At 64.8% G+C, this 26,360-nt stretch carries 23 protein-coding genes, 2 tRNA genes and 1 pseudogene; 9 read left to right on the forward strand and 17 right to left on the reverse strand.

Going from position 1 to position 26,360, the window contains the following annotated elements; genetic code table 11:
* Window positions 1-390 precede the first annotated feature (390 nt).
* Complete coding sequence (locus AABE10_RS07350; protein ID WP_342932620.1) at window positions 391-1,422, reverse strand: CDP-6-deoxy-delta-3,4-glucoseen reductase; 1,032 nt, start codon at window positions 1,420-1,422, stop codon at window positions 391-393.
* A 71-nt stretch (window positions 1,423-1,493) separates the two neighbouring features.
* On the opposite strand from AABE10_RS07350, the gene AABE10_RS07355 reads away from it, so the two are divergent.
* The gene (locus tag AABE10_RS07355) at window positions 1,494-2,528 is read left to right on the forward strand and encodes an NAD-binding protein (protein ID WP_342932621.1); all 1,035 of its coding nucleotides are present in this window, start codon (window positions 1,494-1,496) and stop codon (window positions 2,526-2,528) included.
* A gap of 72 nt (window positions 2,529-2,600) precedes the next feature.
* On the opposite strand, the gene AABE10_RS07360 is transcribed toward AABE10_RS07355, so the two are convergent.
* The 6 genes from AABE10_RS07360 to AABE10_RS07385 all read right to left on the reverse strand — a co-directional run bounded on the left by AABE10_RS07360 (window position 2,601) and on the right by AABE10_RS07385 (window position 7,975).
* Entirely contained in the window at window positions 2,601-2,789 is a 189-nt protein-coding gene (locus tag AABE10_RS07360) for a hypothetical protein (protein ID WP_342932622.1), read from the reverse strand.
* 165 nt (window positions 2,790-2,954) lie between these two features.
* The gene (locus AABE10_RS07365) at window positions 2,955-3,659 is read right to left on the reverse strand and encodes a 16S rRNA pseudouridine(516) synthase (RefSeq protein WP_342932623.1); all 705 of its coding nucleotides are present in this window, start codon (window positions 3,657-3,659) and stop codon (window positions 2,955-2,957) included.
* A gap of 158 nt (window positions 3,660-3,817) precedes the next feature.
* Window positions 3,818-4,639, reverse strand: a complete 822-nt coding sequence (locus tag AABE10_RS07370; protein WP_342932624.1) for a betaine/proline/choline family ABC transporter ATP-binding protein — start codon at window positions 4,637-4,639, stop codon at window positions 3,818-3,820.
* Between the two features lie 14 nt (window positions 4,640-4,653).
* Window positions 4,654-5,643 (reverse strand): proline/glycine betaine ABC transporter permease, encoded by a 990-nt coding sequence (locus AABE10_RS07375; protein ID WP_342932625.1) that lies wholly within the window; start codon window positions 5,641-5,643, stop codon window positions 4,654-4,656.
* 41 nt (window positions 5,644-5,684) lie between these two features.
* Complete coding sequence (locus AABE10_RS07380; RefSeq protein WP_342932626.1) at window positions 5,685-6,725, reverse strand: ABC transporter substrate-binding protein; 1,041 nt, start codon at window positions 6,723-6,725, stop codon at window positions 5,685-5,687.
* Window positions 6,726-6,811: 86 nt separating this feature from the next.
* Entirely contained in the window at window positions 6,812-7,975 is a 1,164-nt protein-coding gene (locus tag AABE10_RS07385; protein WP_342932627.1) for a mandelate racemase/muconate lactonizing enzyme family protein, read from the reverse strand.
* A 250-nt stretch (window positions 7,976-8,225) separates the two neighbouring features.
* Here AABE10_RS07385 and AABE10_RS07390 point away from each other — a divergent pair, with 250 nt between their 5' ends.
* Together AABE10_RS07390 and AABE10_RS07395 are read left to right on the forward strand one after the other, a co-directional pair.
* A complete protein-coding gene (locus AABE10_RS07390) occupies window positions 8,226-9,656 on the forward strand; it encodes a PLP-dependent aminotransferase family protein (protein ID WP_342932628.1) in 1,431 nt (476 codons plus the stop codon).
* Between the two features lie 132 nt (window positions 9,657-9,788).
* Window positions 9,789-11,057, forward strand: coding sequence for an MFS transporter (locus AABE10_RS07395; protein ID WP_342932629.1), 1,269 nt, complete (start codon window positions 9,789-9,791; stop codon window positions 11,055-11,057).
* Between the two features lie 32 nt (window positions 11,058-11,089).
* On the opposite strand, the gene AABE10_RS07400 is transcribed toward AABE10_RS07395, so the two are convergent.
* Window positions 11,090-12,058, reverse strand: a complete 969-nt coding sequence (locus AABE10_RS07400) for an alpha/beta hydrolase (protein ID WP_342932630.1) — start codon at window positions 12,056-12,058, stop codon at window positions 11,090-11,092.
* A gap of 277 nt (window positions 12,059-12,335) precedes the next feature.
* Here AABE10_RS07400 and AABE10_RS07405 point away from each other — a divergent pair, with 277 nt between their 5' ends.
* On the forward strand, window positions 12,336-13,724 hold the full coding sequence (locus AABE10_RS07405; protein WP_342932631.1) for an amino acid permease: 1,389 nt from the start codon (window positions 12,336-12,338) through the stop codon (window positions 13,722-13,724).
* A gap of 246 nt (window positions 13,725-13,970) precedes the next feature.
* Here the strand turns inward: AABE10_RS07405 and AABE10_RS07410 are convergent.
* Window positions 13,971-14,055: transfer RNA gene (locus AABE10_RS07410), tRNA-Leu, on the reverse strand.
* Between the two features lie 115 nt (window positions 14,056-14,170).
* Window positions 14,171-15,574 carry an oxygen-independent coproporphyrinogen III oxidase gene (hemN, locus tag AABE10_RS07415; protein ID WP_428983273.1) on the reverse strand — a complete coding sequence of 468 codons (1,404 nt, stop codon included), beginning with the start codon at window positions 15,572-15,574 and terminating at the stop codon, window positions 14,171-14,173.
* 263 nt (window positions 15,575-15,837) lie between these two features.
* On the opposite strand from hemN, the gene AABE10_RS07420 reads away from it, so the two are divergent.
* From AABE10_RS07420 to AABE10_RS07430, 3 genes are all read left to right on the forward strand, one after another.
* A complete protein-coding gene (locus tag AABE10_RS07420) occupies window positions 15,838-16,134 on the forward strand; it encodes a YkgJ family cysteine cluster protein (RefSeq protein ID WP_342932632.1) in 297 nt (98 codons plus the stop codon).
* A 136-nt stretch (window positions 16,135-16,270) separates the two neighbouring features.
* A complete protein-coding gene (locus AABE10_RS07425; RefSeq protein WP_342932633.1) occupies window positions 16,271-16,864 on the forward strand; it encodes a DUF1439 domain-containing protein in 594 nt (197 codons plus the stop codon).
* An 80-nt stretch (window positions 16,865-16,944) separates the two neighbouring features.
* The gene (locus AABE10_RS07430; protein ID WP_342932634.1) at window positions 16,945-17,781 is read left to right on the forward strand and encodes an undecaprenyl-diphosphate phosphatase; all 837 of its coding nucleotides are present in this window, start codon (window positions 16,945-16,947) and stop codon (window positions 17,779-17,781) included.
* 95 nt (window positions 17,782-17,876) lie between these two features.
* Here the strand turns inward: AABE10_RS07430 and trmB are convergent, their stop codons facing one another.
* The 5 genes and pseudogenes from trmB to AABE10_RS07455 form a co-directional block, all read right to left on the reverse strand.
* Window positions 17,877-18,686 carry a tRNA (guanosine(46)-N7)-methyltransferase TrmB gene (trmB, locus tag AABE10_RS07435; RefSeq protein ID WP_342932635.1) on the reverse strand — a complete coding sequence of 270 codons (810 nt, stop codon included), beginning with the start codon at window positions 18,684-18,686 and terminating at the stop codon, window positions 17,877-17,879.
* Between the two features lie 174 nt (window positions 18,687-18,860).
* Window positions 18,861-18,935: transfer RNA gene (locus AABE10_RS07440), tRNA-Gly, on the reverse strand.
* A gap of 82 nt (window positions 18,936-19,017) precedes the next feature.
* Window positions 19,018-19,581: a YggT family protein gene (locus tag AABE10_RS07445; protein WP_342932636.1), complete on the reverse strand. Its 564-nt coding sequence runs from the start codon at window positions 19,579-19,581 to the stop codon at window positions 19,018-19,020.
* Window positions 19,582-19,740: 159 nt separating this feature from the next.
* Window positions 19,741-20,061, reverse strand: coding sequence for an EthD family reductase (locus tag AABE10_RS07450; RefSeq protein WP_342932637.1), 321 nt, complete (start codon window positions 20,059-20,061; stop codon window positions 19,741-19,743).
* A gap of 181 nt (window positions 20,062-20,242) precedes the next feature.
* Window positions 20,243-21,223, reverse strand: a pseudogene (locus AABE10_RS07455) (Rossmann-like and DUF2520 domain-containing protein).
* A 777-nt stretch (window positions 21,224-22,000) separates the two neighbouring features.
* Here AABE10_RS07455 and AABE10_RS07460 point away from each other — a divergent pair.
* Both AABE10_RS07460 and AABE10_RS07465 read left to right on the forward strand, forming a co-directional pair.
* Entirely contained in the window at window positions 22,001-22,282 is a 282-nt protein-coding gene (locus AABE10_RS07460; RefSeq protein ID WP_090867988.1) for a hypothetical protein, read from the forward strand.
* A gap of 251 nt (window positions 22,283-22,533) precedes the next feature.
* A complete protein-coding gene (locus tag AABE10_RS07465) occupies window positions 22,534-23,499 on the forward strand; it encodes a threo-3-hydroxy-L-aspartate ammonia-lyase (protein WP_342932638.1) in 966 nt (321 codons plus the stop codon).
* A 91-nt stretch (window positions 23,500-23,590) separates the two neighbouring features.
* Here AABE10_RS07465 and AABE10_RS07470 read toward each other — a convergent pair whose 3' ends face one another.
* Window positions 23,591-24,268, reverse strand: a complete 678-nt coding sequence (locus AABE10_RS07470) for a LysE family translocator (RefSeq protein ID WP_342932639.1) — start codon at window positions 24,266-24,268, stop codon at window positions 23,591-23,593.
* Window positions 24,269-24,405: 137 nt separating this feature from the next.
* Window positions 24,406-25,983 carry a UbiD family decarboxylase gene (locus AABE10_RS07475; RefSeq protein ID WP_342932640.1) on the reverse strand — a complete coding sequence of 526 codons (1,578 nt, stop codon included), beginning with the start codon at window positions 25,981-25,983 and terminating at the stop codon, window positions 24,406-24,408.
* Between the last annotated feature and the right edge of the window lie 377 nt (window positions 25,984-26,360).

A 26,360-nucleotide genomic window follows, 5' to 3' on the forward strand; every position in this document is an offset into this window, starting at 1 on the left:
ACAGGGATAAGAAACCGCCTCGGACAAAATGGCCCAGCAACGGAGAAAAAACGCCGGCGAGTGCACGTGCTCAACAACGTGTTCAACGGCACTTCATCGATAGAACGTCATCGATAGAACGTCAAAGCAGCGACGGAAAACAAAAAAGCCACGGCATGCCGTGGCTTTCGTGATTTGAACTGCGTGCGCGTGATACTGAACTGATACGCGCAAACCGTGACGAAGCCAGCGGCGCCCCTATGGGAGCAGCGAGCGGCGACGTCGAAGTTCGGACAGGATGCGGTTCATGCGCGAAAGAATACGACAAGGCCGGCGCCCGTGTAAACCAGCAATTTGCAAGTCTTCACGCATTGCCAGCCGATTCGTTCACGCAGGATGACGACGCAACGATCACACGGGGTTTGCGAGATCGGCTGCGCTCGTGAACGAATCCGCGTAGAACTCGTCTTCGGGCAGGCGATGATGCTGCGTGAAATCGCGCTGCGCGGATTCGACCATCACAGGCGCGCCGCACGCATACACCTGATACGCCGACAAGTCTGGCAGATCTTCGATGACGGCGCGATGAACGAAGCCGGTGCGGTCCGTCCATGCGTCGCTCGCATCGGGTTCGGAGAGCACGGGCACGAACCTGAAGTTCGGGATGTCGCGCGCCCATTGCTCGGCGAGATCCATCATGTACAGGTCTTTCTTGCGGCGAGCGCCCCAGTACAGCGTCATCGGGCGCGTGATGTTCTTGAAGACGGCATGCTCGACGATCGCCTTCAGCGGCGCAAAGCCCGTACCCGAGGCGAGCAGGATGATCGGCTTGTCCGATTCTTCGCGCAGGAAGAACGTGCCGAGCGGTGCCTCGAAGCGCAGGATGTCGCGCTCCTTCATCGTGTTGAACACGTGATCGGTGAACGCGCCGCCAGACATGTGACGGATATGCAGTTCGATCGGGCCTTCCGTATGCGGCGCGTTCGCCATCGAGTAGCTGCGGCGCTTGCCGTCCTTCAGGATGAACTCGAGATACTGGCCGGCCATGTATTGCAGGCGCTCGTTCGCGGGCAGTTGCAGCTTCAGCACGACGACGTCGTCGGCCTTGCGCTCGATCGAATTCACGCGGCACGGCAGCTTCTTGATCTGCACGTCGCCGATGCCCGTCACTTCGCGGATGTCGACTTCGAGGTCCGTGCAGGCCGTCGCGCAGCAGAAGAGGGCCATGCCGCGCGTCTTCTCGTCGTTCGACAGCGCCGACGACGAGTGCGCGCGCTGTTCGATTTCGCCGGCAACGACCGTGCCCTTGCACGAGCCACATGCGCCGTTCTTGCAGCCGTACGGCAAACCGATGCCCTGGCGAAGGGCCGCCGTCAGCACGGGTTCATCGGGTTCCACCTGAAACTGCCGGCCGCTTTGCCGGAGCGTTACGTTAAATGCCATAGGTCGTTCGAAGTTTGAGTACAGAGAGTCGATCGGTGCGTACCATGGATCGCGGCTACAATGCGTCCACGATGAAAGCGACACGAAACTTGCGCAGACCGCGCGTGCTGATCGTCGGTTGCGGCGATGTCGGCATGCGCTGCGTGCAGCAGTTGCAACGGCGCGCGCGCCTCTATGCGCTCACGCATCACGCCGAGCGCCGCGACGAACTGCGCGCGGCGGGCGTGACGCCGATCGTCGGAGATCTCGACGCGCGCAAGAGCCTCTGGCGTCTCGCGGGCCTTGCGCCGACCGTGCTGCATCTCGCGCCGCCGCAAAAGACGGGCGACATCGACATGCGCACGCGCTCGCTGATCGCCACGCTGACCACGCCGCGCATCGCGCATGCCCGCCATGTCGAAGCACGGGCGACGGGGCGGCTCAGGTCCGCGCAGCAAGGCATTCGTGCTCGCAAAACATCCGTTATTGTACCCGACGGGGGTATCCCGCCCCTTAGGGCTGGACACTACGCGAGCGTGCGTCCGCGCATTGTCTACGCGAGCACGACGGGTGTCTATGGCGATTGCGGCGGCGCGTGGCTCGATGAAACGCGTCCCATCGCGCCCGCGAACGAGCGCGCGAAGCGCCGCGTGTCGGCGGAGACGCAGTTGCGGCGCGCGGCCACGCGGCGTGCGATTACGGCGAGCATCGCGCGCATTCCGGGCATCTACGCGGGCAACCGGCTGCCGCTTGCGCGGCTCGAGAGGCGCACGCCCGCGCTCGTCGATGCCGACGACGTGTACACGAATCACATTCACGCCGACGACCTCGCCGCAATCCTGCTGCGCATGGCGACGCACGGCCGTCCGTCGCGCGTGATCCACGCATCCGATGACACGACGCTGAAGATGGGCGCGTACTTCGACCGGGTCGCGGACGCGTACGGCGTCGAGCGGGCGCCGCGCATCACGCGCGACGAAGCGGAGCGGCAACTCGAACCGATGATGCTGTCGTTCATGCGCGAGTCGCGGCGGCTCATCAACGGCCGGCTCAAGCGCGAGTTGCGCGTGAAGCTGCGCTATCCGAGCGTCGATGATTTCTTGCGCACGGCTGCCCGTCGCGTGTGAACGCAGCCACACACGGCTGCACGCAGCGATGCCGCGAAGAGCAGCGAGCGCGTTCGTGAGACCGCGAAGCCGTCAGGTGAGGGCAGGCAGCGCCTCCAGCAGCAGGAAGCAGCAGATTGCGCCGATCAGCGCTGCGATCAGATTGGGCGCGTACTTGTGCCGCACGTGCATGACGGCCACCAGGCCGCCGACAAGCAGCATCGCGAAGCAGATGATCGCGACCATCCCATACGAAACCGCCAGGTTGCCGTAGATGACCATGGCGCCTCCTTGCCTGCTTTGTAATGTTTGTTAGTACGAGTATAGGACGGGCGTTCGTACCACGCATGCTGCGTCGCAGCGCTCAGACAGGCTTTCGTCGCCGCTTTGTTCGCAACCCAACGCAGGGTCAGCGCATCTGAAAGCGGGCGGGCGCGAACGCGTCGCTTATGCGACACGCAGCGATTCGAGGGCGGCCTCATCGAGCCATTGCCACGCGCCTTCGGCAAGCGAAGCGGGCAGCGCAAGTCCGCCGATCCGTTCGCGACGCAGCGCTTCCACGCGATTGCCCGCCGCTGCGACCATCCGCTTGACCTGGTGGTACTTGCCTTCCAGCACGGTCAGCTCGAGTTCGTGCTCGCCGCGCGCATGGGCCGCGACGGCCGCGACCGGCTTCGCTTCGCCATGCAGCATCACGCCTTCGCGCAGCGCGGCGAGCTGCGCGTCGTCGAGGGGATGACGCGTCGTCGCCAGATAGACCTTTGGCACCTTGCGTTTCGGCGACGTGTACGCATGGACGAACTGGCCGTCGTCGGACAGCAGCAGAAGCCCCGTGGTGTCCTGATCGAGCCGCCCGACGCACTGTACGCCGCGCGTCGCGAATTGCGCGGGCAGCAGGTCGAAGACGCTCAGATGATGCTGCGGCTCGCGCGAGCACTCATAACCCGCCGGCTTGTTGAGCACGATGTACGCGCGTTCGCGATACGGCCACGGCGTGCCGTCGACATCGAACGTGAGCGCGTCGGTCGCGACATCGGCGTTGGGATCGTCGATCGTCGAGCCGCCGATCGACACGCGGCCGCCCGCGATCAATGCGCGGCACTGTCGGCGCGAGCCGAAACCTTGGGAAAAGAGAACGCTTTCGAGATTCATTGGAACAGGCAGAGGGCGGCCACAAGCCGCGATGCATCAGACGACGACGGCGCCCCCGAGCATCGAGGAACGCCGACATCGCGTGCATTCTACCCGCCGCCTTTGCCGCCTTGCCCCGCTCGCGTGAGACACACGCACGCGGCACGCGGCGCACACGCTCAATGCGCGCCCGACCGCCGTTCGACGAAACGCGCGACGTAGTCGTCGGCGGGCTTCGTGAGAATTTCGTCCGGCGTGCCTTCCTGCACCAGCGTGCCGTCGCGCAGGATCGCAATGCGATTGCCGATGCGCAGCGCTTCGTCCAGATCGTGCGTGATGAACACGATTGTCTTGTTGAGCGTCGCCTGCAATTGCAGCAGCTGATCCTGCATTTCCGTGCGGATCAGCGGATCGAGCGCGGAGAACGCTTCGTCCATCAGCAGCACGTCGGTATCGGCGGCGAGCGCGCGCGCCAGTCCGACGCGCTGACGCATGCCGCCCGACAGCTCGTCCGGATAGTGGTCGCCATAACCGTCGAGTCCGACCTTGCCGAGCCACATGCGCGCTTTCTCGTTCGCGTCGGACTTGCGCTCGCCGCGCGTGCGCAGCGCGTAAGCGGTGTTGTCGAGCACCGTTTGATGCGGCAGCAGCCCGAAGTTCTGGAACACCATGCTCACCTTGTAGCGGCGAAGCTCGCGCAGGCCGTGCGCGTCGAGCTTGATGACGTCCGAACCGTCGATGACGATCTCGCCCGACGTCGGTTCGATCAGCCGGTTGAAGTGGCGCACGAGCGTCGACTTGCCCGAGCCCGACAGGCCCATGATCACGTAGATTTCGCCCGAGCCGATGTGCAGGCTCACGTCGTTGAGCCCCACGTTGCAGCCCGTTTGCGCGAGCACGTCGGCCTTGGTCCGGCCGCTCTTCAGCAGGTCGAGCACGCGCCGGTGTCCCGCTTCCGGGCCGAAGAGCTTGTACACGTTTCTGACTTCGATCGATGACATGTCCGTGCCCTCCGTCAATCCGCCGCGCGGGTTTCGAGACCGCTCTGCGCGGCGCTTTTGCTGCCCGTTGCCGCCGATGCCTCATTGCGCGGCGAGCCTGCCGTTCGATAAGGGATGCGCGAAGTCGCCTTCGCCTTGCGCCTCTGCGCGACGAGCCGCCGCGTGCGCCGGTCCTGGCCGTATCCCTGGCTGATGCGGTCGATGACGATCGCGAGAATCACGATCGCGATGCCCGCCTGCATGCCCTTGCCGATGTCGAGTGTCTGGATGCCCGCGAGCACGTCTTCACCGAGTCCGCGCGAGCCGATCATCGACGCGATCACGACCATCGACAGCGCCATCATCGTCGTCTGGTTGATGCCCGCCATGATGCTCGGCCGCGCGAGCGGCAACTGCACGTTGACGAGCAGTTGCCAGCGCGTCGTGCCGAACGCGCGCGCCGCCTCGACGACGTCGGCATCGACGTGGCGAATGCCGAGATCGGTGAGGCGGATCAGCGGCGGCAGCGCGTAGATGATCGTCGCGAGAATCGCGGGCACCTTGCCGAGACCGAACAGCATCAACACGGGAATCAGATACACGAAGCTCGGCAGCGTCTGCATGATGTCGAGCACGGGCAATAGGACGCGCCGCATCCACGGACTGCGCGACGCCCAGATGCCGAGCGGCACGCCGAGCACGACGGACAGCACCGTTGCGACGAGCATTAGCGCGAGGGTTTGCATCAGCTTGTCCCACAGCCCGAAGCAGCCGATCACATAGAGCAGCAGCACGAAGAGCGCCGCGACGCCGATGCGCCGCGTCGCGTTCAGCGTGAGCAGCCCGACGGCGACGAGGATCAGCCACGGCGGCATCGCGCGCAGCGCGCCTTCGAGCGGCACCAGCACGTCGCGCAAGACGGCCGTGCTGAAATCGTGAAAGCTGTCGCCGTACGCGGCGACGAACGACTGCACATGGTCGTTCACCCAATCGGCGATCGACAGATGCAGGAAGATCGAGTTCATGATGAAACCCTCCGATGCTTCATGACGCGTCGCTGCGAATCTCAGGCGCCGGCAAGCGCGGCCTGAACCTTCTGCGCAACGTCGGTCGGCACCCAGGCCTTCCACATTTCCGGATGCTCGCGCAGGAACTGCTTGGCCATCGTCTGGCCGTCGATCTTCTTGCTCGTCATGTCGAGGATGGTCTTGTTCAGAAAGTCCATCGGGAAGCTGACCTTCGAGTACGTGTCCATCAATTGCGGCTCGGCCTGATAGAACGGCGTCGACACGCCGACCTTCAGATGCGACACGAGATACGACGACGCGCATTGCGACGCGCTGTTGTCCGCGCGCAGCGTGTCCCAGCACTTCTGGCTGAACGGCGGCATCTTCAACTGGACGAACTTGTACTTCGCCATCAGCGCGGCGGGCTCCCAGTAGTAGAAGAGGATCGGCTTGCCGCGCTCGTAGGCCGACGCGATCGCGGCATCGAGCGCCGCGCCCGTGCCGGGGCGGAAGTCGGTATACGAGTCGTCGAGATTCAACGTCTTCAGCAGACGCCGGTTCACGCGCTCGCAGTCCCAGCCCGACGGACAGTTCAGGAATCGGCCCTTGCCCGGCTCTTCATCGTCTTCGAAGACGCTCTTGTACTTCGGCAGGTCCGTCACCGAAACGAGATTCGGCGCGAGCGGCTTGATGTTGCGCTTCGCGTCGCCCTTCACGACGTACTCGGGCACGAACCAGCCTTCGTTGGTGCCGCCCGGCAGCGTGTCGCCGAGCAGCTTCACGTGGCCATCGGCGACGGCCTTCGCGACGATTTCCGAGCGGCCCGTCCATTGCTCGGACCACACCTGCAGATCGTCGCGCGACAGGGCCGTTTCCGTCGCGGCCGTGTTGCCGGGCACCGTGTCCGTCTTGCAGCCGTAGCCCTTCTCGGTGATGAAGCGCAAAACTTCCGACGTGAACGCGCCGCTCTCCCACGTGACGCCCGCAAAGCGCACGGTCTTGCCGCTCGAACACCAGCTGCCGGCATGAGCGGCGGCGGGCCATAACGCGCTGGCCGCAAGCGCGACTGTGGCCGCGCGCATCAAGGATTTGATCTGCATGGTTGTCTCCGTTTATGTGATTCGATGCTGGGCGCCGTCGTGGAGCGCCTTGTCGGGTAGTGCGTTGCTGCTGCGGGCCGGTAGCGTCAGCCGTAGGTGCTGCGTGCGCTGAGCGTCGCGGCCAGGATGTCTTCGTCGATCGAGAGGCCGAGGCCCGGCGCATCGGAAAGCGTGATCCAGCCTTCGCTGTCGATATCGATGGGATTCCTCAGCATGAAGTCGCGGCGCTCGATCGACCATTCGGGCGGGTCGTACGGGAACTCGATGAACGGCGCGCTCGCGGCGCCCGCCGTCAGATGCAGGTTTGCGGCAAGACCGATGCCGTTGCCCCACGTGTGCGGCGTGAACACCTTGCCGCGCGCCTCGACGGCCTGCGCGAGCCTGCGCAGCCCTTCCATGCCGAGCGAGCACGCGACGTCGGGCTGAAATATGTCGAGGCAATCGCGCGCGAGGAGCTGATCGAACTCGTAGCGCTCGCGCGTCATCTCGCCGCCGGCGATGCGCAACGCGGGCGACACCGCTTGACGCAGCCGCGCATGGCCGTCGTAGTCGCCGCGATGCAGCGGCTCTTCCATCCAGTAGACGCAATGCTGTTCCAGTTCGCGCGCGACGGCGAGCGCCTCGTCGAAAGTCCACGGCGCGGCCGTGTCCCACGGCATGCGCCAGCCCTGGTTGCAGTCGACCATCAATTCGAGCCGGTCGCCGACGGCTTGGCGCACGGCGGCGAGCACCGCGAAATCGTCTTTCAGATGCGCGCGGCCAAAGCGGATCTTCAGCGCCGGAAAGCCGCGCTCGGCGACATGCAGCGCCAGTCGCGCCATCTCGTCGGGACGGCGATGCACGCCGCTCGACGCATACGCTCGAATCCGCCTGCTGCGGCCGCCCGCCATCTGCCAGCACGGCTCGCCACGGATTTTCCCGGCGAGATCCCATAGCGCGATATCGAGCGGCCACGGTCGGCCTGCGTGAAAGCCGATGTTGTCGAGCACTCCGCTGTGGCGCGCGAGATCGAGCGGATCGGTGCCGATGAAAAGGTGCTGATAGTCCGCGAAGCCATACATCGCGTCGCCGGAACCGAGGCCGACGCGGCCCGCGTCGTCATGCACGCGCACGATCGTCGCCGGGAATTTGCGGCGCGGCTGGCTATCCCAGGACGCGGGGAACGGCGGATCGAGCACCAGCTGATGGTGCGTCACGTCGATCCGGGTAATCCGGGCCGTTTGCGCGGCCTGGCTTGCTTCGCGATCCATCAGGCGTCTCCTCCTGTGTCGGCGGGAGCGGTGCTTTCACACTTGCTCCCACCTATGCTGAATGCCGCAGTGCCGCATGCAAGACGCTATGCAATGCATGTCGAAGGGCAAAGAATGACGCCATGCTATGAAGCCATTACGGGCAACTCAATCGCTTCAATTAAAGTAAATGACCGCATCCAATTTCGGGATGTGCGGTGCGTATCATCCGAATGACACAACTCAACAGACTCACGGAGACCGTCGCATCATGGCGATGAATGCCTGGCTGCCGAGAATCGAGGCGGGCAGCGAACCGAAATACCAGGTCATTGCGCGCGCGTTCGCGCAGGCCATCATGAACGGGCAACTGCCCGCCGGCGAAAAGTTGCCGCCGCACCGCTCGCTCGCAAGCGAGCTGCATGTGACGACGGGCACGATCAGCCGTGCTTATGCCGAACTGGAGCGCCAGGGGCTTGCGAATGCGCGCGTCGGCGACGGCACGTATGTCGCGCAGGCACGCGCCCGGGAACTGCCGGCTGCGGCCAACGGTCATGCGGCGCAGCGCCTGGGCGCGAACGGCGCGCCGCCGCTGATCGATCTCGGCCAGAACGTGCCGCAGTCGACGGAAGAGGCGGCCGCGTTGTGCGCGACGCTCGCCGAAATTGCCACCGACCAGCGCCTCACGACCGAGCTGCTTCAATACGCGCCCGAAGCGGGCTCGATGCGCCATCGCCTTGCAGGCGCGGCGTGGCTCGGGCGCGCGGGCAGCCCGGCGAGCGCCGCGCGCGTGCTCGTCACGCAAGGCGCGCAGCATGCGCTCGCATCGGTGCTGCGCGCCGTCACGCGTCCGGGCGATACGGTGCTCGCCGAAGTGGTCAGCTATCCGGGGATCATCGCGCTCGCGCGGCAATTGCGGCTGCATCTCGTCGGTGTCGAGATCGATCAGGAAGGGCTCGTGCCCGCGGCGCTGGAGCTCGCGTGCAAGTCGCTCCATCCGCGCGCGATCTTCTGCGTGCCGACCATCCACAATCCAACGACGGCGACGATGTCGGGACCACGGCGCGACGCCGTCGCGGAAATCCTGCAACGGCACGGCGTGCTGCTGATCGAGGACATCGTTCCGGCGATGCTGCTGGAGTTGCCGCCCGAGCCGCTGTCGGTGCGCATGCCGGAGCAGGCGTTTCTGATCGCGGGGTTGTCGAAGTCCGTCGCGCCGGGTCTGCGCGTCGGCTATCTGCAGGCGCCGAGCGCGTGGTGCTCGAAGATCGCCGCCGTGATCCGCAGTGACTGCTGGATGACCGCGCCGCTGATGGCGGAGATCGTGTCGCGCTGGATCGAAAGCGGCGAGATGGAGCGGCTCAACGGTTTGCAACGCGCGCGGATCGACGCGGAGCACGCAATCGCCAACGACGCGCTCGCAGGCATCGCATACCGGCGCGCGCCGACCAGCTCGCATCTGTGGCTGTCGCTGCCCGAACCGTGGCGCGCGGCGGAGTTCGCAGCGGCGCTGCGGCAGGAGGGCGTGCTCGTCAAGACGGCCGACAGCTTCGTGATCGGCCGCAACGCCGCGCCGCACGCGATCCGCATCTGCATGAGCGGCGCGGCGTCGCTCGATGCGCTCGGCCGTGGACTCGCGGCGATCCGCACGACGCTGGAGCATGGGCTCGAGAGCGGGATGGCGTCGTCGTACGCGCCTTAAATCCCGTGCGCGCCTTCGTGGCGAGCGAAGCGCCGGAGCGTAGAAAAGGAATCACACAGCAAGAAGCGGAGCGCCCGGACAGGCCGAAAACGCGACGATGGACTTCTCGTCACCGCGTCACGGAGCCCTCCGATGCGTTCCCGCCTTTCCCGCTTTCGCTTGCCCATTGCCGGCGCCAGCCTGTCCGCGTCGTTCCATCAGCTCGCGTGGTCGAACCTGATCGCGCAATCCGCCGAGCAGATCAGTCTCGCCGCGGCGCCCCTCGTTGCCGTGTTCACGCTGGGCGCGACGGCCCGCGACACGGGGCTTCTGCAAACGGCGCAGACGCTGCCGTTCCTGTTGCTGTCGATACCGCTCGGCGTCGTTGCCGACCGCCGTTCGCGCCGCACGCTGATGGCCGTCTCGGAGAGCGTGCGCGCGCTGGCGATGGCGAGCGTGTTGCTGCTCGTGCTGTCGCATGGACTGACGCTGCCGCTGCTCGCCGCGCTCGGCTTTCTCGGCGCGACGGGCACGGTGGCGTACAGCGTCGCCGCGCCCGCATTGGTCCCCGCGCTCGTGACGCGCGACGCGCTGCCCGCCGCGAACGGACGCATCGAGCTTGCGCGCAGCGTCGCCTATTCGGCGGGGCCGGCGTTGGGCGGGCTGCTGGTCGGCTGGATCGGCGCGGGTTGGGCGTATGGCTGCGCGGCCGCGCTGTCGGCGCTCGCGGCCGTGTTGCTCGCCGGATTGCGCGAGCCGCCGCGCGTCGTCGGCGCCGCGCGTCACTTCATGGCCGAGTTGCGCGAAGGCGCGCGCTTCGTGATCGGCGACGAGTTGCTGCGGCCGATGCTCGCGACAGCCGTGTTCTTCAACATCGGCTTTTTCACGCTGCAGGCGGTCTATGTGCCGTATGCGGTGCATCGGCTCGGGCTGAGCGCATCGGCGATCGGCGTGACGCTCGGCGCGTATGGCGTCGGCATGGTGTGCGGCGCGCTGGCCGCGCCGTCCGTCGCGCGGCGGGTGGCGTTCGGGCGCACGTTGATCGTCGGGCCGTTTTGCGGGCTGGCCGCTTCGCTGACGATGGTCGCGACGCTCGCCGTGCCGTCGTTCTGGCTCGCGGCGGCGAGCTTCTTTCTGCTGGGCGCGGGGCCGATCCTGTGGACCGTCGGCTCGACGACGCTGCGTCAGGCGATCACGCCTGCGAACATGATGGGCCGCGTGTCGGCGCTCAACAGCACGGCGACATACGGCGCGCGGCCGCTCGGCGCGCTGCTGGGCGCGGTCGTCAGCGCGCGTTACGGGATGGACGCGTGCCTCGTCGTGGCCGCGCTCGGCTTCGTCGTGCAGGCGTGGATCATCGTGATGTCGCCTGTCGCGCGGCTCGCGCGGATTCCTGACGATGCGGCCGCCCTCTCCTCGTGATCCGCGCCGTGCGCGCGTTTTTCACGAGCCCGTCACTCCTTGCCGAATTCCTTCGCCGCGCGGGCGATCGCATCGGCCGTCGCGCCCGCGTGAGCGACGGACACGAGATGGCTCGACGGCGTTTCGACGATGGTCGCGCCGATCCGATGGGCCATCCAGCGCTGGATTTCCGGCGATACGGCGCGGTCGCGCGTCGTCACGATGTACCACGATGGCTTGTAGCGCCACGCGGCCTGCGTCACGCGCTCCTCGAACGCCTTGCCCGCAATCGGCTGCTGCGCGGCGACGAGCACGCGGGTGAGGTTTTCGGGCACATCGGCGGCGAAATCGCTGTGGTATTTCGCCGGGTCGAGCCAGAGGAAGCCGGTGGCGTCTTTCGTCATCGCCGAGCCGATGGGCATCTGCGGGCCGCGCTTGAGCACGTCGCCCGTCGATTCGCCGACGTCGGGCGCGATCGCCGCCACGTAGACGAGGCCGACCACCTTCGATGCGTCCGGTCCCGAACCCGCCTCCGTGATCACCACGCCGCCCCACGAATGACCGACCAGCACGGTCGGCCCGGATAGCCGGGCGAGCACGCGTTTGGTTGCGGCGACATCGTCGGCGAGCGACGTCAGCGGAATCTGCACGGACGCCACGCGATAGCCCTTTTTCTGGAGCCGTTCGATGACGCCGTTCCAGCTCGATCCGTCGACGAACGCGCCATGCACGAGCACGATGTTCTGCACGGGGCCGGCGGGCGGCGCGGTATAAGCGGCGGCGGGTCGAGGCGCGGGGGCGGAAGCAGGGGCAGGAGAAGAGGCCTGCTCCGTGGAAGGCGCGGCGGCAGATGGCGCGGCCGCGGGCGCTGGCGATGTCTCGGCGTCCGGGGCGGCTGGGGCAGGCGCTCCCGACGTATCGGGCGCAGGCTGCGGCGCGGGTTGTCCGGTCTGGGCGTGTACGCCGGAGGCGGCGATGCAGACGCCAAGGAGAACGGCATAGAGCAGACGTTTCGGCGACATGGCGACTCCATCATCGGCTGGACCGGATTCTCGGAACATACCGACCGGCAAGCAGGGTGACAACCGCTATCTAAAGGTAATTTCGGACACGTTGGACGGTGCGTTGGCGGGTGGGTGGCGCGCGTGCGCGGCGGCATCGGCGGCGCAATGCAAATTCCACGCAACGCGGTTGCGCGCGCCCGTTCTGTGGGCACGTCGCAGGAGGGTACAATTTACGGTTTTTCTGGCCGCGTTTCGTGCGTGCCGCGTGGATTTCAATGCAGTGGAGCGAGACATTTTGAGCAACGAACAACACCATGACGGCCTCCAGCGTGGGCTGAAGAACCGGCATATCCAGCTGATCGCGCTGGGCGGCGCGATCGGCACGGGCCTCTTTCTCGGATCGGCGGGCGTACTGAAGGCGGCGGGGCCGTCGATGATCCTCGGTTACGCGATCGGTGGTTTCATCGCGTTCCTCATCATGCGCCAGCTCGGCGAAATGGTTGCGCAGGAGCCCGTCGCTGGCTCGTTCAGCCACTTCGCGTACAAGTACTGGGGCGATTTCCCGGGTTTCCTGTCGGGCTGGAACTACTGGGTGCTGTACGTGCTCGTCAGCATGGCCGAACTGACGGCCGTCGGCACCTACGTGCATTTCTGGTGGCCGGGCGTGCCGACATGGGTCTCGGCGCTCGTCTGCTTCGTCGTCATCAACGCGATCAACCTCGCGAACGTCAAGGCGTACGGCGAAACCGAGTTCTGGTTTGCGATCATCAAGGTCGTGGCCGTGATCGGCATGATCCTGTTCGGCGGCTATCTGCTGATTAGCGGCCACGGCGGTCCGCAGGCGTCGATCACGAACCTGTGGGCCGACGGCGGCTTCTTCCCGCACGGCTTCAGCGGCCTCTTCATGATGCTCGCCGTGATCATGTTTTCGTTCGGCGGGCTGGAGCTGATCGGCATCACGGCGGCGGAAGCCGACGAGCCGCAAAAGAGCATTCCGAAGGCCGTGAATCAGGTGATTTACCGGATTCTGATTTTCTACATCTGTTCGCTGGTCGTGCTGCTGTCGCTGTATCCGTGGAATCAGGTGGCGGCGGGCGGCAGTCCGTTCGTGATGATCTTCTCGCAGATTGGCGCGGGCCTGACGGCGAATGTTCTGAACGTGGTCGTGTTGACGGCGGCGCTGTCCGTGTACAACAGCGGCGTCTATGCGAACAGTCGCATGCTGTACGGTCTTGCCGAGCAGGGCAATGCGCCGCGCGTGCTGCTGAAGGTCGACGGCCGCGGCGTGCCGTATATGGCGATCGGGCTGTCCGCGCTGGCGACGTTTGCTTGCGTGATCATCAACTATCTGATTCCTGCCAAGGCGCTGGACGTGCTGATGGCGCTCGTCGTGGCCGCGCTGGTGCTGAACTGGTCGCTGATCAGCCTGACGCATCTGAAGTCGCGTCGCGCGATGGTCGCGAACGGCGAGAAACTCGTGTTCAAGTCGCTGTGGTTCCCGCTCGGCAACTGGATCTGTCTCGCGTTCATGGCGATGATTCTCGTGATCCTCGCGATGACGCCAGGACTCAACGTGTCGGTGATGCTCGTGCCCGTGTGGCTCGTCGTGATGTGGGCAGGCTATGTGGTGAAGCGCCGGCGCGCGGCCGCGCGTGGGCTCGCGGGAGCGGCGAGCGGGCGCTGAGCCCAACTGATGCTTTAGCGGGCGCGTTGATGTCGAGCGCGTCTGATCGTCGGATCGTTTGACCGAGGAAGAGTGAAGCCGGATTTGCCGTGAGGCGATTCCGGCTTTTTTGCGTTCGCGCGAATTCCCATGGCCTGCGGAAGGTCTGCGCTGACGACCGCATGTGGACCGCAGAAAACACAAAACCCGCGGCATCGGACAGATGAACGCGGGTTTGTCGGGGTGAAGCGAACTGAAGCTGAATTCTGGTGCCCAGGGCCGGACTCGAACCGGCACGCCTTGCGGCGGGGGATTTTGAGTCCCCTGCGTCTACCTGTTTCACCACCTGGGCTTGATCTTCGACTCGTAGCGGACCGGAAAACCGGCGTCTCAAGACGAAGACGCAGATTATGGCGGAAAACGCGTCGGCGGGCAAGCCGACGCCCGATCGCGCCGCCCCGCTGACGCTAGACCGTGCGCGAAAACCGCTGCGACGGCTGCTGGCCCAGATAGCGGTCGAACACCATCGCGATGTTGCGCACGAGCATCCGTCCCGCCAGTTGCACATCGATCCGCCGCGCGCTGATCTTCACGAGCCCGTCGTCCTCGAACGGGCGCAGGCGCTCCAGTTCCGGCGCGAACGCGTCGTGAAAGCGGATGCCGTACGCGGCTTCGAACGCGTCGAAGCGCAGTTCGAGATTGCACATCAGTTGCGTGATGACATCGCGCCGCAGACGGTCGTCGAGGGAGAGGCGCACGCCGCGACTGATCGCCAGCTGGCCTTTGTCGATGGCGGCTGCGTAGCCCACCAGCTCCTTCGCGTTCTGCGCGTAGACATCGCCGACCTTGCCGATCGACGATGCCCCGAAGCCGATCAGATCGCATTCTGCGCACGTGCTGTAGCCTTGGAAATTGCGATGCAGCGTGCGCTGGGCCTGAGCGCGCGCGAGCTCGTCGGTGGGGAGCGCGAAGTGGTCCATGCCGATGTAGACATAGCCCGCATCCGTCAGCCGCTCGACGACGCGGCGCAGAATCGCGAGCCGTTCAGCGGGAGAAGGCATCGTGGACGGGTCCATCTGCCGCTGCATCTTGAAGAGCTGCGGCATGTGCGCGTAGCCGAATACCGAGAGCCTGTCGGGCGCAAGCGCGAGCATCGTGTCGAGCGTCCGGCTGAAGCTGTCGACGGTCTGATACGGCAGACCATAGATCAGATCGACGCCGATCGAATGAAAGCCCGTTGCGCGCGCGGCGCGCATCACGCTCGCCGTCATCTCGAGCGGCTGGATGCGATTGATCGCCCGCTGCACGACAGGATCGAAGTCCTGCACGCCGAGGCTCAGGCGATTGAAGCCGAGATTGCGCAAATGGACGATGGTTTTCGGCGACGCTTCACGCGGATCGACTTCGATCGAAAACTCGCCTTCTGAGTCGCTGCACAACGTGAAGTGTTCGCGCGTGGTGGCCATCAGTTCCGTCATTTCGTCGTGCGACAGAAACGTCGGCGTGCCGCCGCCCCAATGCAGTTGCGACACGGGCCGCGCGGTGTCGAAGAGCGCGGCCTGCAACGCGATCTCGCGCTTCAGTTGCCCGAGATACGGGCGCGAGCGCGCGCGGTTCTTCGTCACGACCTTGTTGCAGCCGCAATAGAAGCAGACGGTGTCGCAAAACGGAATGTGGAAGTACAGCGAGAGATCCGTGTCCGATGCGCCCTTGTCTTCGGCGGCGCGGCGGTAGTCGCCGGGATCGAAGTCGTCGCGGAATTGAACGGCCGTCGGATAGGACGTGTAGCGCGGGCCGTTCGAGCTGTATTTCGCGAGCAGATCGGGGCGGAAGAGGGCGTCGGCGGAAGGGGCGGTAGTCATCGGATTCATATCGCGACGCCTGCCGGATGATGCGCGAGCCGCCTGGTCGTTGCGTGTGGGAGCGGTTCGACGTGTGCTCGGTGGAAAAGGGCAGGCGCCGTGCGAGCGTGGTATCTGTTGCGAAAGTGTGCAAACAAGTCTATGGGAGCGGGGGCGCGCAACCTTGTGTAAAAAGGTCGCATGCGTCAAATGGCACAATGTGGGCTGAGCGGCGGCCGCTTCATCTGCGGTCGGCCGGCCTCGTCGAGTGTTTGTCGTTCAGGAAAAGCGCAGTGTCTGTCGATTTGTTCCAACCGTCATCCGCGACAGCGGATCACGCGTGCCGTCCCAATTGCGGCGCGTGCTGCATCGCGCCTTCAATTTCGAGTCCCATTCCCGGCATGCCGGACGGCAAGCCGGCAGGCGTGCGCTGCGTGCAACTCGGCGACGATTTGCGCTGCGCGATCTTCGGCAAGCCGGAACGTCCGGCCTGCTGCTCGGGTCTACAACCGCAGGCCGGCATGTGCGGCAACTCGCGCGACGAAGCGCTGCTCTGGCTCACGCGTCTCGAAGCCGATACGCGGCCATGACATCATGATGTGATGGCCGCGTGCCGTTGATCGAAGCGCTCGCGCCGCAAGACCGTCGCGCGAATCTAGAGAAACACCCCTGGCAACACGAGCAACACCGATGCGGCGCGTCCGCTGCGTCACGAGGAGAAACTGCATGACCCATCCCGCTGCGCCCGCACGGCGCCGCTTCCTGATTTCGGCGCTGTCGGCGTGCGCAGTCGGTGGCTTGATGACGTCGCTCGCCGCGTGCGCGACATCGACGTTCCCGTTTATTCCGGATCACTACACGTTTTCGCAGAAGCAGGTGCAGGAAGCCGTGCAGCGCAAGTTTCCGTACCAGCGCACGGTATCGCAGGTGTTCGAGGTCGCATTGATGCATCCTGTCGTCGGCTTGCTGCCGGATACGAACCGCGTATCCGTGCGGGTCGATGCGCGGCTCGCAAGTCCGTTTCTGCAGGAGCCGGTCAACGGCGTGTTCACGCTGTCGAGCCAGCTCGAATACGATCCGCAGAGCCGCTCCGTCGTGCTGCGCGCGCCGAATGTGGAGGACGTGAGGGTCGACGGCGACGCGCAGGCGTACACGCAGCAGATCAACGCAGCCGCGGCGGTGCTCGCGACGCAGCTGCTCACCAACTATCCCGTCTACACGTTCAAGCCCGACCAGCTGCAATTCGCCGGGGTGACTTACGAACCAGGTACAATCACGGTCCTTACAAACGGCATACGCGTCCAGATCGTCGAAAAGTGACGGGCGCGCGGCCGGGCGGGCCGCGTTGTCTTTGCTGACGCGTCCTCACATCGTCAATCCCCAAACGAAGAGGGCCACGGATGGACTGGATACTCACCCTGAAGGCGCTGATTCTCGGCATCGTCGAAGGCTTGACGGAATTCTTGCCCGTGTCGAGCACGGGTCATCTGATCGTTGCCGGCAGCCTGCTGAACTTCGACATCCCGCAGGAAAAGACCTTCGACGTCGTGATCCAGCTCGGCGCGATTCTCGCGGTGTGCTGGGAGTACCGTCAGCGAATCGGCCATGTCGTGGCCGGGCTCGCGACGCGGCCCGACGCGCGCCGCTTCACGCTGAACGTGATCATCGCGACGATTCCCGCGATCGTGCTCGGCCTGCTGTTCGAGAAGGCGATCAAAGCCGTGCTGTTTTCGCCCGTGCCCGTCGCGTTTGCGCTCGTCGTGGGCGGCGTGCTGATTCTGTGGGTCGAGTCGCGCCAGCGCAGCCGGCAGGACCTTCAGCCGCGCGTGCATTCGATGGACGACCTGAGCCCGCTCGATGCGCTCAAGGTCGGTTTCGCGCAATGCTTCGCGCTGTTCCCGGGCATGTCGCGCTCGGGCTCGACGATCATCGGCGGCATGCTGTTCGGGCTCGACCGGCGCGTCGCAACCGAGTTCTCGTTCTTCCTCGCGATACCCATCATCTTCGGCGCGACCGTTTATGAGTTGCACAAGGACTGGCAGGCGCTGTCGTCCGACGCGCTCGGACTTTTTTCGATCGGTTTTCTCGCGGCGTTCGTCAGCGCGTTTGCGTGTGTGCGCTGGCTGCTGCGCTATATCGCGGCGCACGATTTCAGCGCGTTCGCGTGGTATCGGATCGGCTTCGGCTTGCTGATCCTTCTGATCGGCTACAGCGGCGGATTGAGCTGGGCGGATTGACGTTGCGCGCGCCCTCGACGCGTTGCAAATGAAAACGGCCTGCCGTTCGCGAACGGCAGGCCGTTTCTGTTTTGTGGAGCTTCAGGCAGCGTCGCTCAGGCGTCCGGACGGCGCCGGTAAATCAGGTCCCACACACCGTGCCCGAGGCGCAGGCCGCGCTTCTCGAACTTCGTCACGGGACGATAGTCGGGACGCGGCGCGTAATCGTCGGCAGTGTTCTCCAGCGCGGACTCTGCGCCGAGCACTTCGAGCATCTGTTCCGCGTAGTTCTGCCAGTCGGTCGCGCAGTGGATGTAGGCGCCCGGCTTCATGCGCGACACCAGCAGCGCGACGAACTTCGGCTGGATCAGACGGCGCTTGTGATGGCGCGCCTTGTGCCACGGATCGGGGAAGAAGATGTGTACGCCGTCGAGACTGTGCGGCGCGATCATGTTCTCCAGCACGTCGACGGCGTCATGCTGGACGATGCGTATATTCGACAGATTCTGCTCGCCCATCAACTTCAGCAGCGCGCCGACGCCCGGCTCATGCACTTCGACGCCGAGGAAATCGTCGTCGGGACGATGCGAGGCGATTTCAGCCGTCGTCGCGCCCATGCCGAAACCGATCTCCAGAATGCGCGGCGCGCGGCGGCCGAACACGGCGTCCCAGTCCGGCTGCCCGGGCGCGTATGGCACGACGAAGCGCGGGCCGAGTTCGTCCATGGCGCGGCGCTGGCCCGTCGATACGCGGCCTGCGCGCGTCACGAAGCTGCGGATGCGGCGCAGGTGCAGTGCTTCTTGTGGTGCTTCTTGTGCCGCAGCGGCGTCGGACGTTTCCGAGGTCTCGGCGGGCGCGGACGCGTCGTCGCTGGAAATCTGGGAAGTGTCGCGCGGCAGACCGGCTTCGTTCGGATCGTGAATCATTGTGGATGAAGACTAGGGGGTGGCGGCGGGAACAGCTGGCGTGAGGGCGGGCTCGTTTCTTTGGCAGACAGCGCGCACCACAAAAAAGCCGCCTTCATGGAGGCGGCTCTCACGCTGGATTTTCCGCCTCGTCTTTCCGCCCGTGCGTTGCGCGGCAGAGAGAGCGGCTGATAGTGGAGCGGGCGATGGGAATCGAACCCACGTCTCTAGCTTGGGAAGCTAGGGTAATAGCCATTATACGACGCCCGCAGAGCGCGCCATTTTACGCGGTTTCGGCGGATTTGGGCAAATCGCCGGGCACGCACGCGCCCGGCACAGAGACGCCAAGCGGTCAGATGCCGAATAGCGTCAACGACACGGCGGCCCGCGTCACGACCATCAGCAGCACCTGGACGATCACGAACAGCAGAATCGGCGAAAGGTCGATGCCGCCCAGGCGCGGCATGATCTTGCGCAGCGGGTCGAGAAACGGTGCCGTCAGCTCGTACAGGATCGGCATCGCGGGCGAGCGGGGATTGAGCCACGACAGCAGCGCCATCAGGATCGTCAGCCAGATCAGCAGGTTCAACGCCCACTTGATGACGGTCAGTAGCGCGACGATCAGCAGCGACGGCATCAGCCCGAGCGGATCGACGCCGACGATCACCACCATCAGCACCACGTAGACGATCGACGTAATGAGCGCAGCGACGATGCTCGCCCAGTCGATTCCGCGCGCGCCCGGAATGATCTTGCGCAGCGGCAGCACGAGCCAGTTGGTCACTTGCATCACGGCGCTCGACACCGGGTTGTACGGCTGCATGCGCACGAACTGGAGCCACGCGCGCAGCAGCAGAGCCGCGCCGAATAGCGTAAAGATGGTATTGAGCAGAAAACGGGCGATATCGCCGAACATCGTGGATCCTTTCCTTCAGAAGACGTCTCGCGGGAAGCGGGACGCATGGCGCCGGCAAGCCGGCGGACGGCTGGAAACACCGAGCGCGCGCCGTACGCCGCGCGGCTCACCAGAATGCTTGCGCGTGCCGCTTGCAGCGGCGCTGCGCGGATGGCCGCGTCAGACGGCGACCTTGACTTCGCTGATCAGGATTGTGCCGTTGCCGCCGTCCGTATAGTTGGGAATGTCGGCGAGCAGTGTGTCGCTGGCGGGTTTGAAAACCTCGTAAAACGCCTCGGCGCTATCGAACAGAAAATGCCCGGCGGCGACGAACGGCGGCGGCGAGCCCGGCGGGCCGGCGTTGATGCCGGCATCGACCGACCAGCCCTTCAGCGATGCGCCGAACAGCCTGGCGGCGAGCGGCATATGCGTGCCGCAGTAATAGTCGATGTCGAAACGTCCGCCTTCGCGATACGGATAGAGGATGCTGACCTTGATCATTGTGCGTTCTCGTCGGTTGGTCACGAAGCGCGGGCGAGGCGCCGTGCGCCCTGATCGCGTCGTTGCGCGCGTGTTGGTCCTGGTCGTGCTGGCGAGACGGGCGGCGATACGGCCTGCAACTCCGATGGAGGCATGCAAGCCGCCGCGTTCCCGTCGATGCCGGTCGTCACATTATCACGGCTTACTCGGCGCTTGCACCTGTCGCCGCGCCTTTCAGCGTATGGCTGAGCGACCGCTCGACGGCTGCGCCGATCGCGTCGATGGCGGCGGGCGGCCGTCGCTCGGGCGCGCGCGAGCGCTACCGCCCGTCGCGGCATCAGCCCGAAAAGCGCCGCGTGATCGCCGCCGAGCTGTTCCATCAGCGACAGTTGCTTTTCCACCACGCCCACGTCGCCGCGTGAAACCGGTCCCGCCGGCGCGTCGGCGAGGCCTGGGTCGCGCGCCGTTTCGAGCGTGCCGGCCATCATAGGCAGCGGCGCGCGCAGCGCATCGTTTTCGTCGAAGTCGAGCTTGCGCCACAGGCTCACATTCTCAGCCACACTGCATAAGGCGAAGCTGGCGGCGTAGTGCGCTGCCGCGCGATACAGCAGGCGGTGGCCCGGCGGAATCGACAGCGGATGGCAGCGCAGCGCGGCGGCGAGCGCTATCAGATCGGCCTTGAGCGCGCCGTCGGCTTCGATCGTCACGGAGCAGCCGGCGATGCGATCGACATCTGTCAAATCGCCGATGAACGGGTAAAGTGGATGAAAACCGCCGATCGACGCACCCTGGTCCCAGCCGGGGCAAGCAGCTCGACGGGCGACGCACCGCTGCAATGCACGACGGCCCACGCTCCTCTCGCAGGCGCCGCGTGGCAAGGGAACGTGAGTGTGTTCGCTGTCGTACCGATGCTGTCATCGGGGACGGTTAAAAAGAGTATGTCCGCCGACTCGACGACCCGCTGGGGATCGTCATACGCGGCGCAGAATCCGATCTGACTGGCGAGCCGCCGTGCCGATTCCGGCGTTCGGCTCGCGATGGCCGTGACGGGATCCCCGACGCGTGCGAAGCCGGGCGCAAGACACCGCGCAATCCGGCCCGCGCCGACGAAACCAAGGCGCGGCAAGGAGGGCTGGGACATGTTTCCTGCTCCCGACGGGACTGAAGAAGGAAGCTGACGTATCGCGCTCCGATGATCGCGAGCGCGAACTGGCGGCTTTCGTAGGTGGTTTGGGCGCACGCAGACGCGCGTTTCCCGGTCAACTGGCAACCCGGTGCCGTTGGCGCGACGCGCGAAAGCAAGGTACCTAGTAAACAGGCGCGAAAACTGCTTGGCGATTTCCGTAGGAGTGGATGGCAGTCACCGTGGTTTTTAATGTCTCGCAGTCAGATTCGGGAGGTCACGATGAGTATCTTTTCTTACCGAAAGCACTTACGGTTCCTCACGCATTCCCAACGCCGCCGCTGGTGGGATCAGAGAAAGCGGCTCAGCCCTCGGGTCAAAATCAGTGGCGCGTACGTGCCGCCTAACGTCACCCGCGAATTCACCTATGTGAAAGTCGGCTGACGCGTTCACTCGTATCGGATCATGCAAAACGCCTGGCCAGCCGCCAGGCGTTTTTCGTTTGGGTTCGACGCGTCGAACGCCGTGTGACGCGCGCCAGCAACGGCGCAGCGCGAATTTGTAATCAAAGATTACCGAGGCGCGCGGAATGCAATCGGCGGATGCGGTCAAGTTGCCCGATTGACAGCGGATTGCCGGCAAAATCCTTGATTTTCGATGCGCCGGACGCCATTTAACAGACGTATGGAAAGCCTCGACTGACGAACCGCTTTCCTGCAATTGCAATTTGCAACAAATGCAGCCTACGGCGCGCGGGCTTTTTCGATACATTGGAATCACAGCATGTCCGTCATGCGACCCGGTCACGAACTGGCCGCGCCGCCAGGAGAAATACAAGTGAAGAAGATCGTTCCGTTTATCGCTGCTGCCGTACTCGGGGTTGGATTGACCACTGCGGCTCAAGCTCACGTGTCGGTGGGTATCGGCATTGGCGTGCCCGTCGCTCCCGCCTATCCCGTCTACTCCGCGCCGCCGCCGGTGTATTACGCGCCGCCGCCTGTGGTCTATGCGCCGCCGCCGCCCGTCGTGGTCGCGCCGGCCGTCGTAGTGGGCGGTGGGTATTATCACCGTCCGTACTATCGCCACGGGTATTGGGGTCGTCCGTACTACCGGTACTGACGCGCTACTGATTTTCGCGCCGCGCAGCCTGCCCGCTGCGCGCGCCAACGTGTGCAACGGCGCAACGCCGGCTCGATGCCGTGTTGCGCCGTTTCCATTTCGGCCTGTGAATTTCGGCCTGTGAATCTGCGGCTTCGGCTTGAGGTGCTTGTGACCTTGGCCTATGACCTTCGGGAGATTCGTCCGGCACGCACACACATCGCAGAAGCTGGGAGAATAAGCGCTTTCTCAAGCCTTGGAGTCACCCGCCCATGCATGCGTTGTCTGCTCCCACTTATGAAGATGTCGTCGACGCTGCTCAGCGCATCGAAGGCATCGCGCATCGCACGCCGGTGCTCACATCAACCACGGCCAACGAGCGCACGGGCGCGTCGCTCTTCTTCAAGTGCGAAAACTTCCAGCGCATGGGCGCGTTCAAGTTTCGCGGCGCGTACAACGCCATTTCCCACTTCGATGCCGAGCAACGCGCGGCCGGCGTCCTGACGTATTCATCGGGCAATCATGCGCAAGCCATTGCGCTGTCGGCACGGCTTGCCGGGATTCACGCGACGATCGTGATGCCGCACGACGCGCCCGCCGCAAAGGTCGCCGCGACGAAGAGCTACGGCGGCGAAGTCATCACCTATGACCGCTACAAGGAAAACCGCGAAGAGATCGGCCGGCGTCTCGCGCAGGAGCGCGGCATGACGCTGATTCCGCCGTACGATCATCCGCACGTGATCGCGGGGCAGGGTACGGCGGTGAAGGAACTGATCGACGAAACGGGGCCGCTCGACTTTCTGTTCGTCTGCCTGGGCGGCGGCGGGCTGCTCGCGGGCAGTGCGCTCTCGGCGGCTGCGCTCAGTCCGCAGTGCCGGGTGATCGGTGTCGAGCCGGAAGCGGGCAACGACGGCCAGCAGTCGCTTGCAAAAGGCGAGATCGTGCATATCGACGTGCCGCATACGATTGCCGACGGCGCGGCATCGACGCATCTCGGCAGCTACAACTTTCCGATCATCAAGCGCAACGTCGAGCAGATCGTGACGGTGAGCGACGCACAACTCGTCGACACGATGAAGTTTTTCGCGCAGCGCATGAAAATCGTCGTCGAGCCGACCGGTTGTCTCGCGGCGGCGGCGGCGCTGGAGAAGGTGGTGCCCGTCGAAGGCAGCCGCGTCGGCGTGTTGATCAGCGGCGGGAATGTGGATCTTCAGCGGCTCGGCGAGTTCTTGCGCTGAGGTTGCGAGGCAACGCTGGCGGCATCGATCGAATGACGTCGTTAGCGAATGCCGTCATCAGCGTATCGATGCATGCGACGCGAGCGGCAGGTCAGCTTGCCGCGTGCGCCGTTTGCACGATCAGATCGCGGTATCCGTTGACGATCACGCTGTACGAAAAGTACGCGAACAGCAACGCCGACAGCAGATGACAGACGCGCAGCAGTCCCGTGCCTGCGCGCTTGCGTCCGTGGCTCGCGAGCCCGCATATGAAGAGCGTCCAGCACAGGCCGCCGAGGAAAAAGCCGCCGAGAAACACGGGTGCCGTCGTCGTCGACGTCGCGCCTGCTTTGGCGATCAGCGCGCCGCCAACGGCCGCGAACCACAGGATCGCGCTCGGGGAAGAGATGGCGAGCAACACGCCGCGCAGGAAACCGCGCTTCGGGTCGAGACGCGGCGCCGATGCGTCGGCTTCGCCTTCGACGGGCGGCGCAGATGCCGGAAACAACGCTTCGCGCGCCATTTTCAACGTGAGGAACAGCAGAATCGCCGCGCCGCCGATCCAGACCACCCAGCGCACCGACTCGAATTGCAGCAGCGCCGCCATGCCCGCGAGGGCGAGCGCCGCGTAGATCAGATCGCCGAAACAGGAACCGAGCCCGAGCCAGAAGCCGGGCCTGAAGCCATGCGACAACGTCAGCGAAATGATCGCGACGTTGACGAGCCCGATGTCGAGGCACAACGACAGTGACAGAAAAAAACCGTCCGACAACATCGACAAGCTGTGCATCCGTCCAACCGCTCACAATGAATTGTTGTTGTTCAATCACGGCAACGCGGATGCGGACGACGCTTCGCCGTCGCCGTTCCGCGAACCTGAGTGCTTCAAAGCCGAGTCGCTGAATTCAGGTTCGCGAACCGCGAAACTCACAGGCCAAGCTCGTTCCACAGACCATCGATGCGCGCCTTCACGGCGTCGTCCATCAGGATCGGCCGGCCCCATTCGCGATCGGTTTCGCCTGGCCATTTGTTGGTCGCGTCGAGGCCCATCTTCGAGCCGAGACCCGCGACGGGCGATGCGAAATCCAGATAATCGATCGGCGTGCTGTCGACGAGCACCGTATCGCGCGACGGGTCGATGCGCGTCGTGATCGCCCAGATCACTTCCTTCCAGTCGCGGATATTCACGTCTTCATCCACGACGACGATGAACTTCGTATACATGAACTGCCGCAGGAAGCTCCACACGCCGAACATCACGCGCTTCGCGTGGCCCGGATAGCTCTTCTTCATCTGCACGATCGCCATCCGGTAGCTACAGCCCTCGGGCGGGAGGTAGAAGTCGGTGATTTCGGAGAACTGCTTTTGCAGCAGCGGCACGAACACTTCGTTCAGCGCGACGCCGAGCACGGCAGGTTCGTCGGGCGGCTTGCCCGTATAAGTCGAGTGGTAGATGGCGTCGCGGCGCATCGTGATGCGCTCGATCGTGAAGACAGGGAACCACTCCTGTTCGTTGTAGTAGCCGGTGTGATCGCCATACGGGCCTTCGAGCGCATGCTCGTAAGCGGCGCTCGCGCCCTTCGACGGACGCGGAGGCGCGCCATCGGGTGCGGGCGCCGGCTCGCCTTCTTGCGGATAGATGAAGCCTTCGAGCACGATCTCCGCGCGCGCGGGCACCTGCAGCGTGTCGACACCCGGCGTGATGCACTTCGCGAGCTCCGTGCGGCCGCCGCGTAGCAGGCCGGCGAACTGGTATTCGGACAGCGTGTCGGGAACGGGCGTGACAGCGCCGAGGATCGTCGCCGGATCCGCGCCGAGCACGACGGCGACGGGATACGGCTTGCCGGGGTTCTTCAGCGCGAACTCGCGGAAGTCGAGCGCGCCGCCGCGATGTGCGAGCCACCGCATGATGACCTTGTTCCGGCCGATCACCTGCTGGCGGTAGATGCCCAGGTTCTGGCGCGTCTTGCTCGGGCCGCGCGTGACGGTGAGGCCCCATGTGATGAGCGGACCGGCGTCGCCGGGCCAGCAGGTCTGAACGGGCAGTTTCGCGAGATCGACGTCGCTGCCTTCCCAGACGATTTCCTGGCAGGGCGGGCCGCTGACGGTCTTCGGCGCCATGTCCCAGACCGCCTTTGCGAGCGACAGCAGCTTGCCCGCGTCCTTCAGACCCTTGGGCGGCTCCGGCTCCTTCAACGCCGACAGCAGACGCCCGACATCGCGCAGCGACTCCAGCGACGCCTGATCGCCGCCAGCATCGCCCTGCGTCGCGGCATTGATGCCCATGCCCAGCGCGACGCGCCGCGGCGTGCCGAACAGATTGCCGAGCACCGGGAACGCATGGCGTTGCTTCGACTCGAACAGGAGCGCCGGGCCGCCGGCGCGCAGCACCCGGTCGCATAGCTCTGTCATTTCCAGGACAGGCGACACGTTTTGCGAGATACGGCGCAACTCGCCGAGCGATTCGAGGCGGCTCGCGAAGTCACGCAGGTCTTTGTATTTCATCGGTCCGGTTGGCGGCCGCGAAGCGGCGGATGCAAGAGCTGAGAACAGTGGCGAGAGCAGGCGGCGCGGCAACGCACCGTCATGCCGAACGGATTGTCGATTTTACATGCGTTGGCAAGCGCACGCTGAATAGCGAAAATGCGGATCGGCTGAAAACCCCTTCCGCAGAGGGATTGCGCTCCCTGAACAGTGTTCATAATTACAATTAGTTATAAATTTTGCCTTTTATAGTGTTGACGATCTATAAAACCCTGTTAGAATCCGGTCACATTGGTTGCAGGGAATTGATAGTTTTTACCACCGTCCCCCGGTCCTCAGACGCAACGCGTCACCCTTACCGCCCCCTGCACGGTATTGACGGTCACAAGTAGTCTCCA

Origin of the sequence: Paraburkholderia diazotrophica (assembly GCF_038900755.1) — a bacterium.
Taxonomy (GTDB): Bacteria; Pseudomonadota; Gammaproteobacteria; order Burkholderiales; family Burkholderiaceae; genus Paraburkholderia; species Paraburkholderia diazotrophica_A.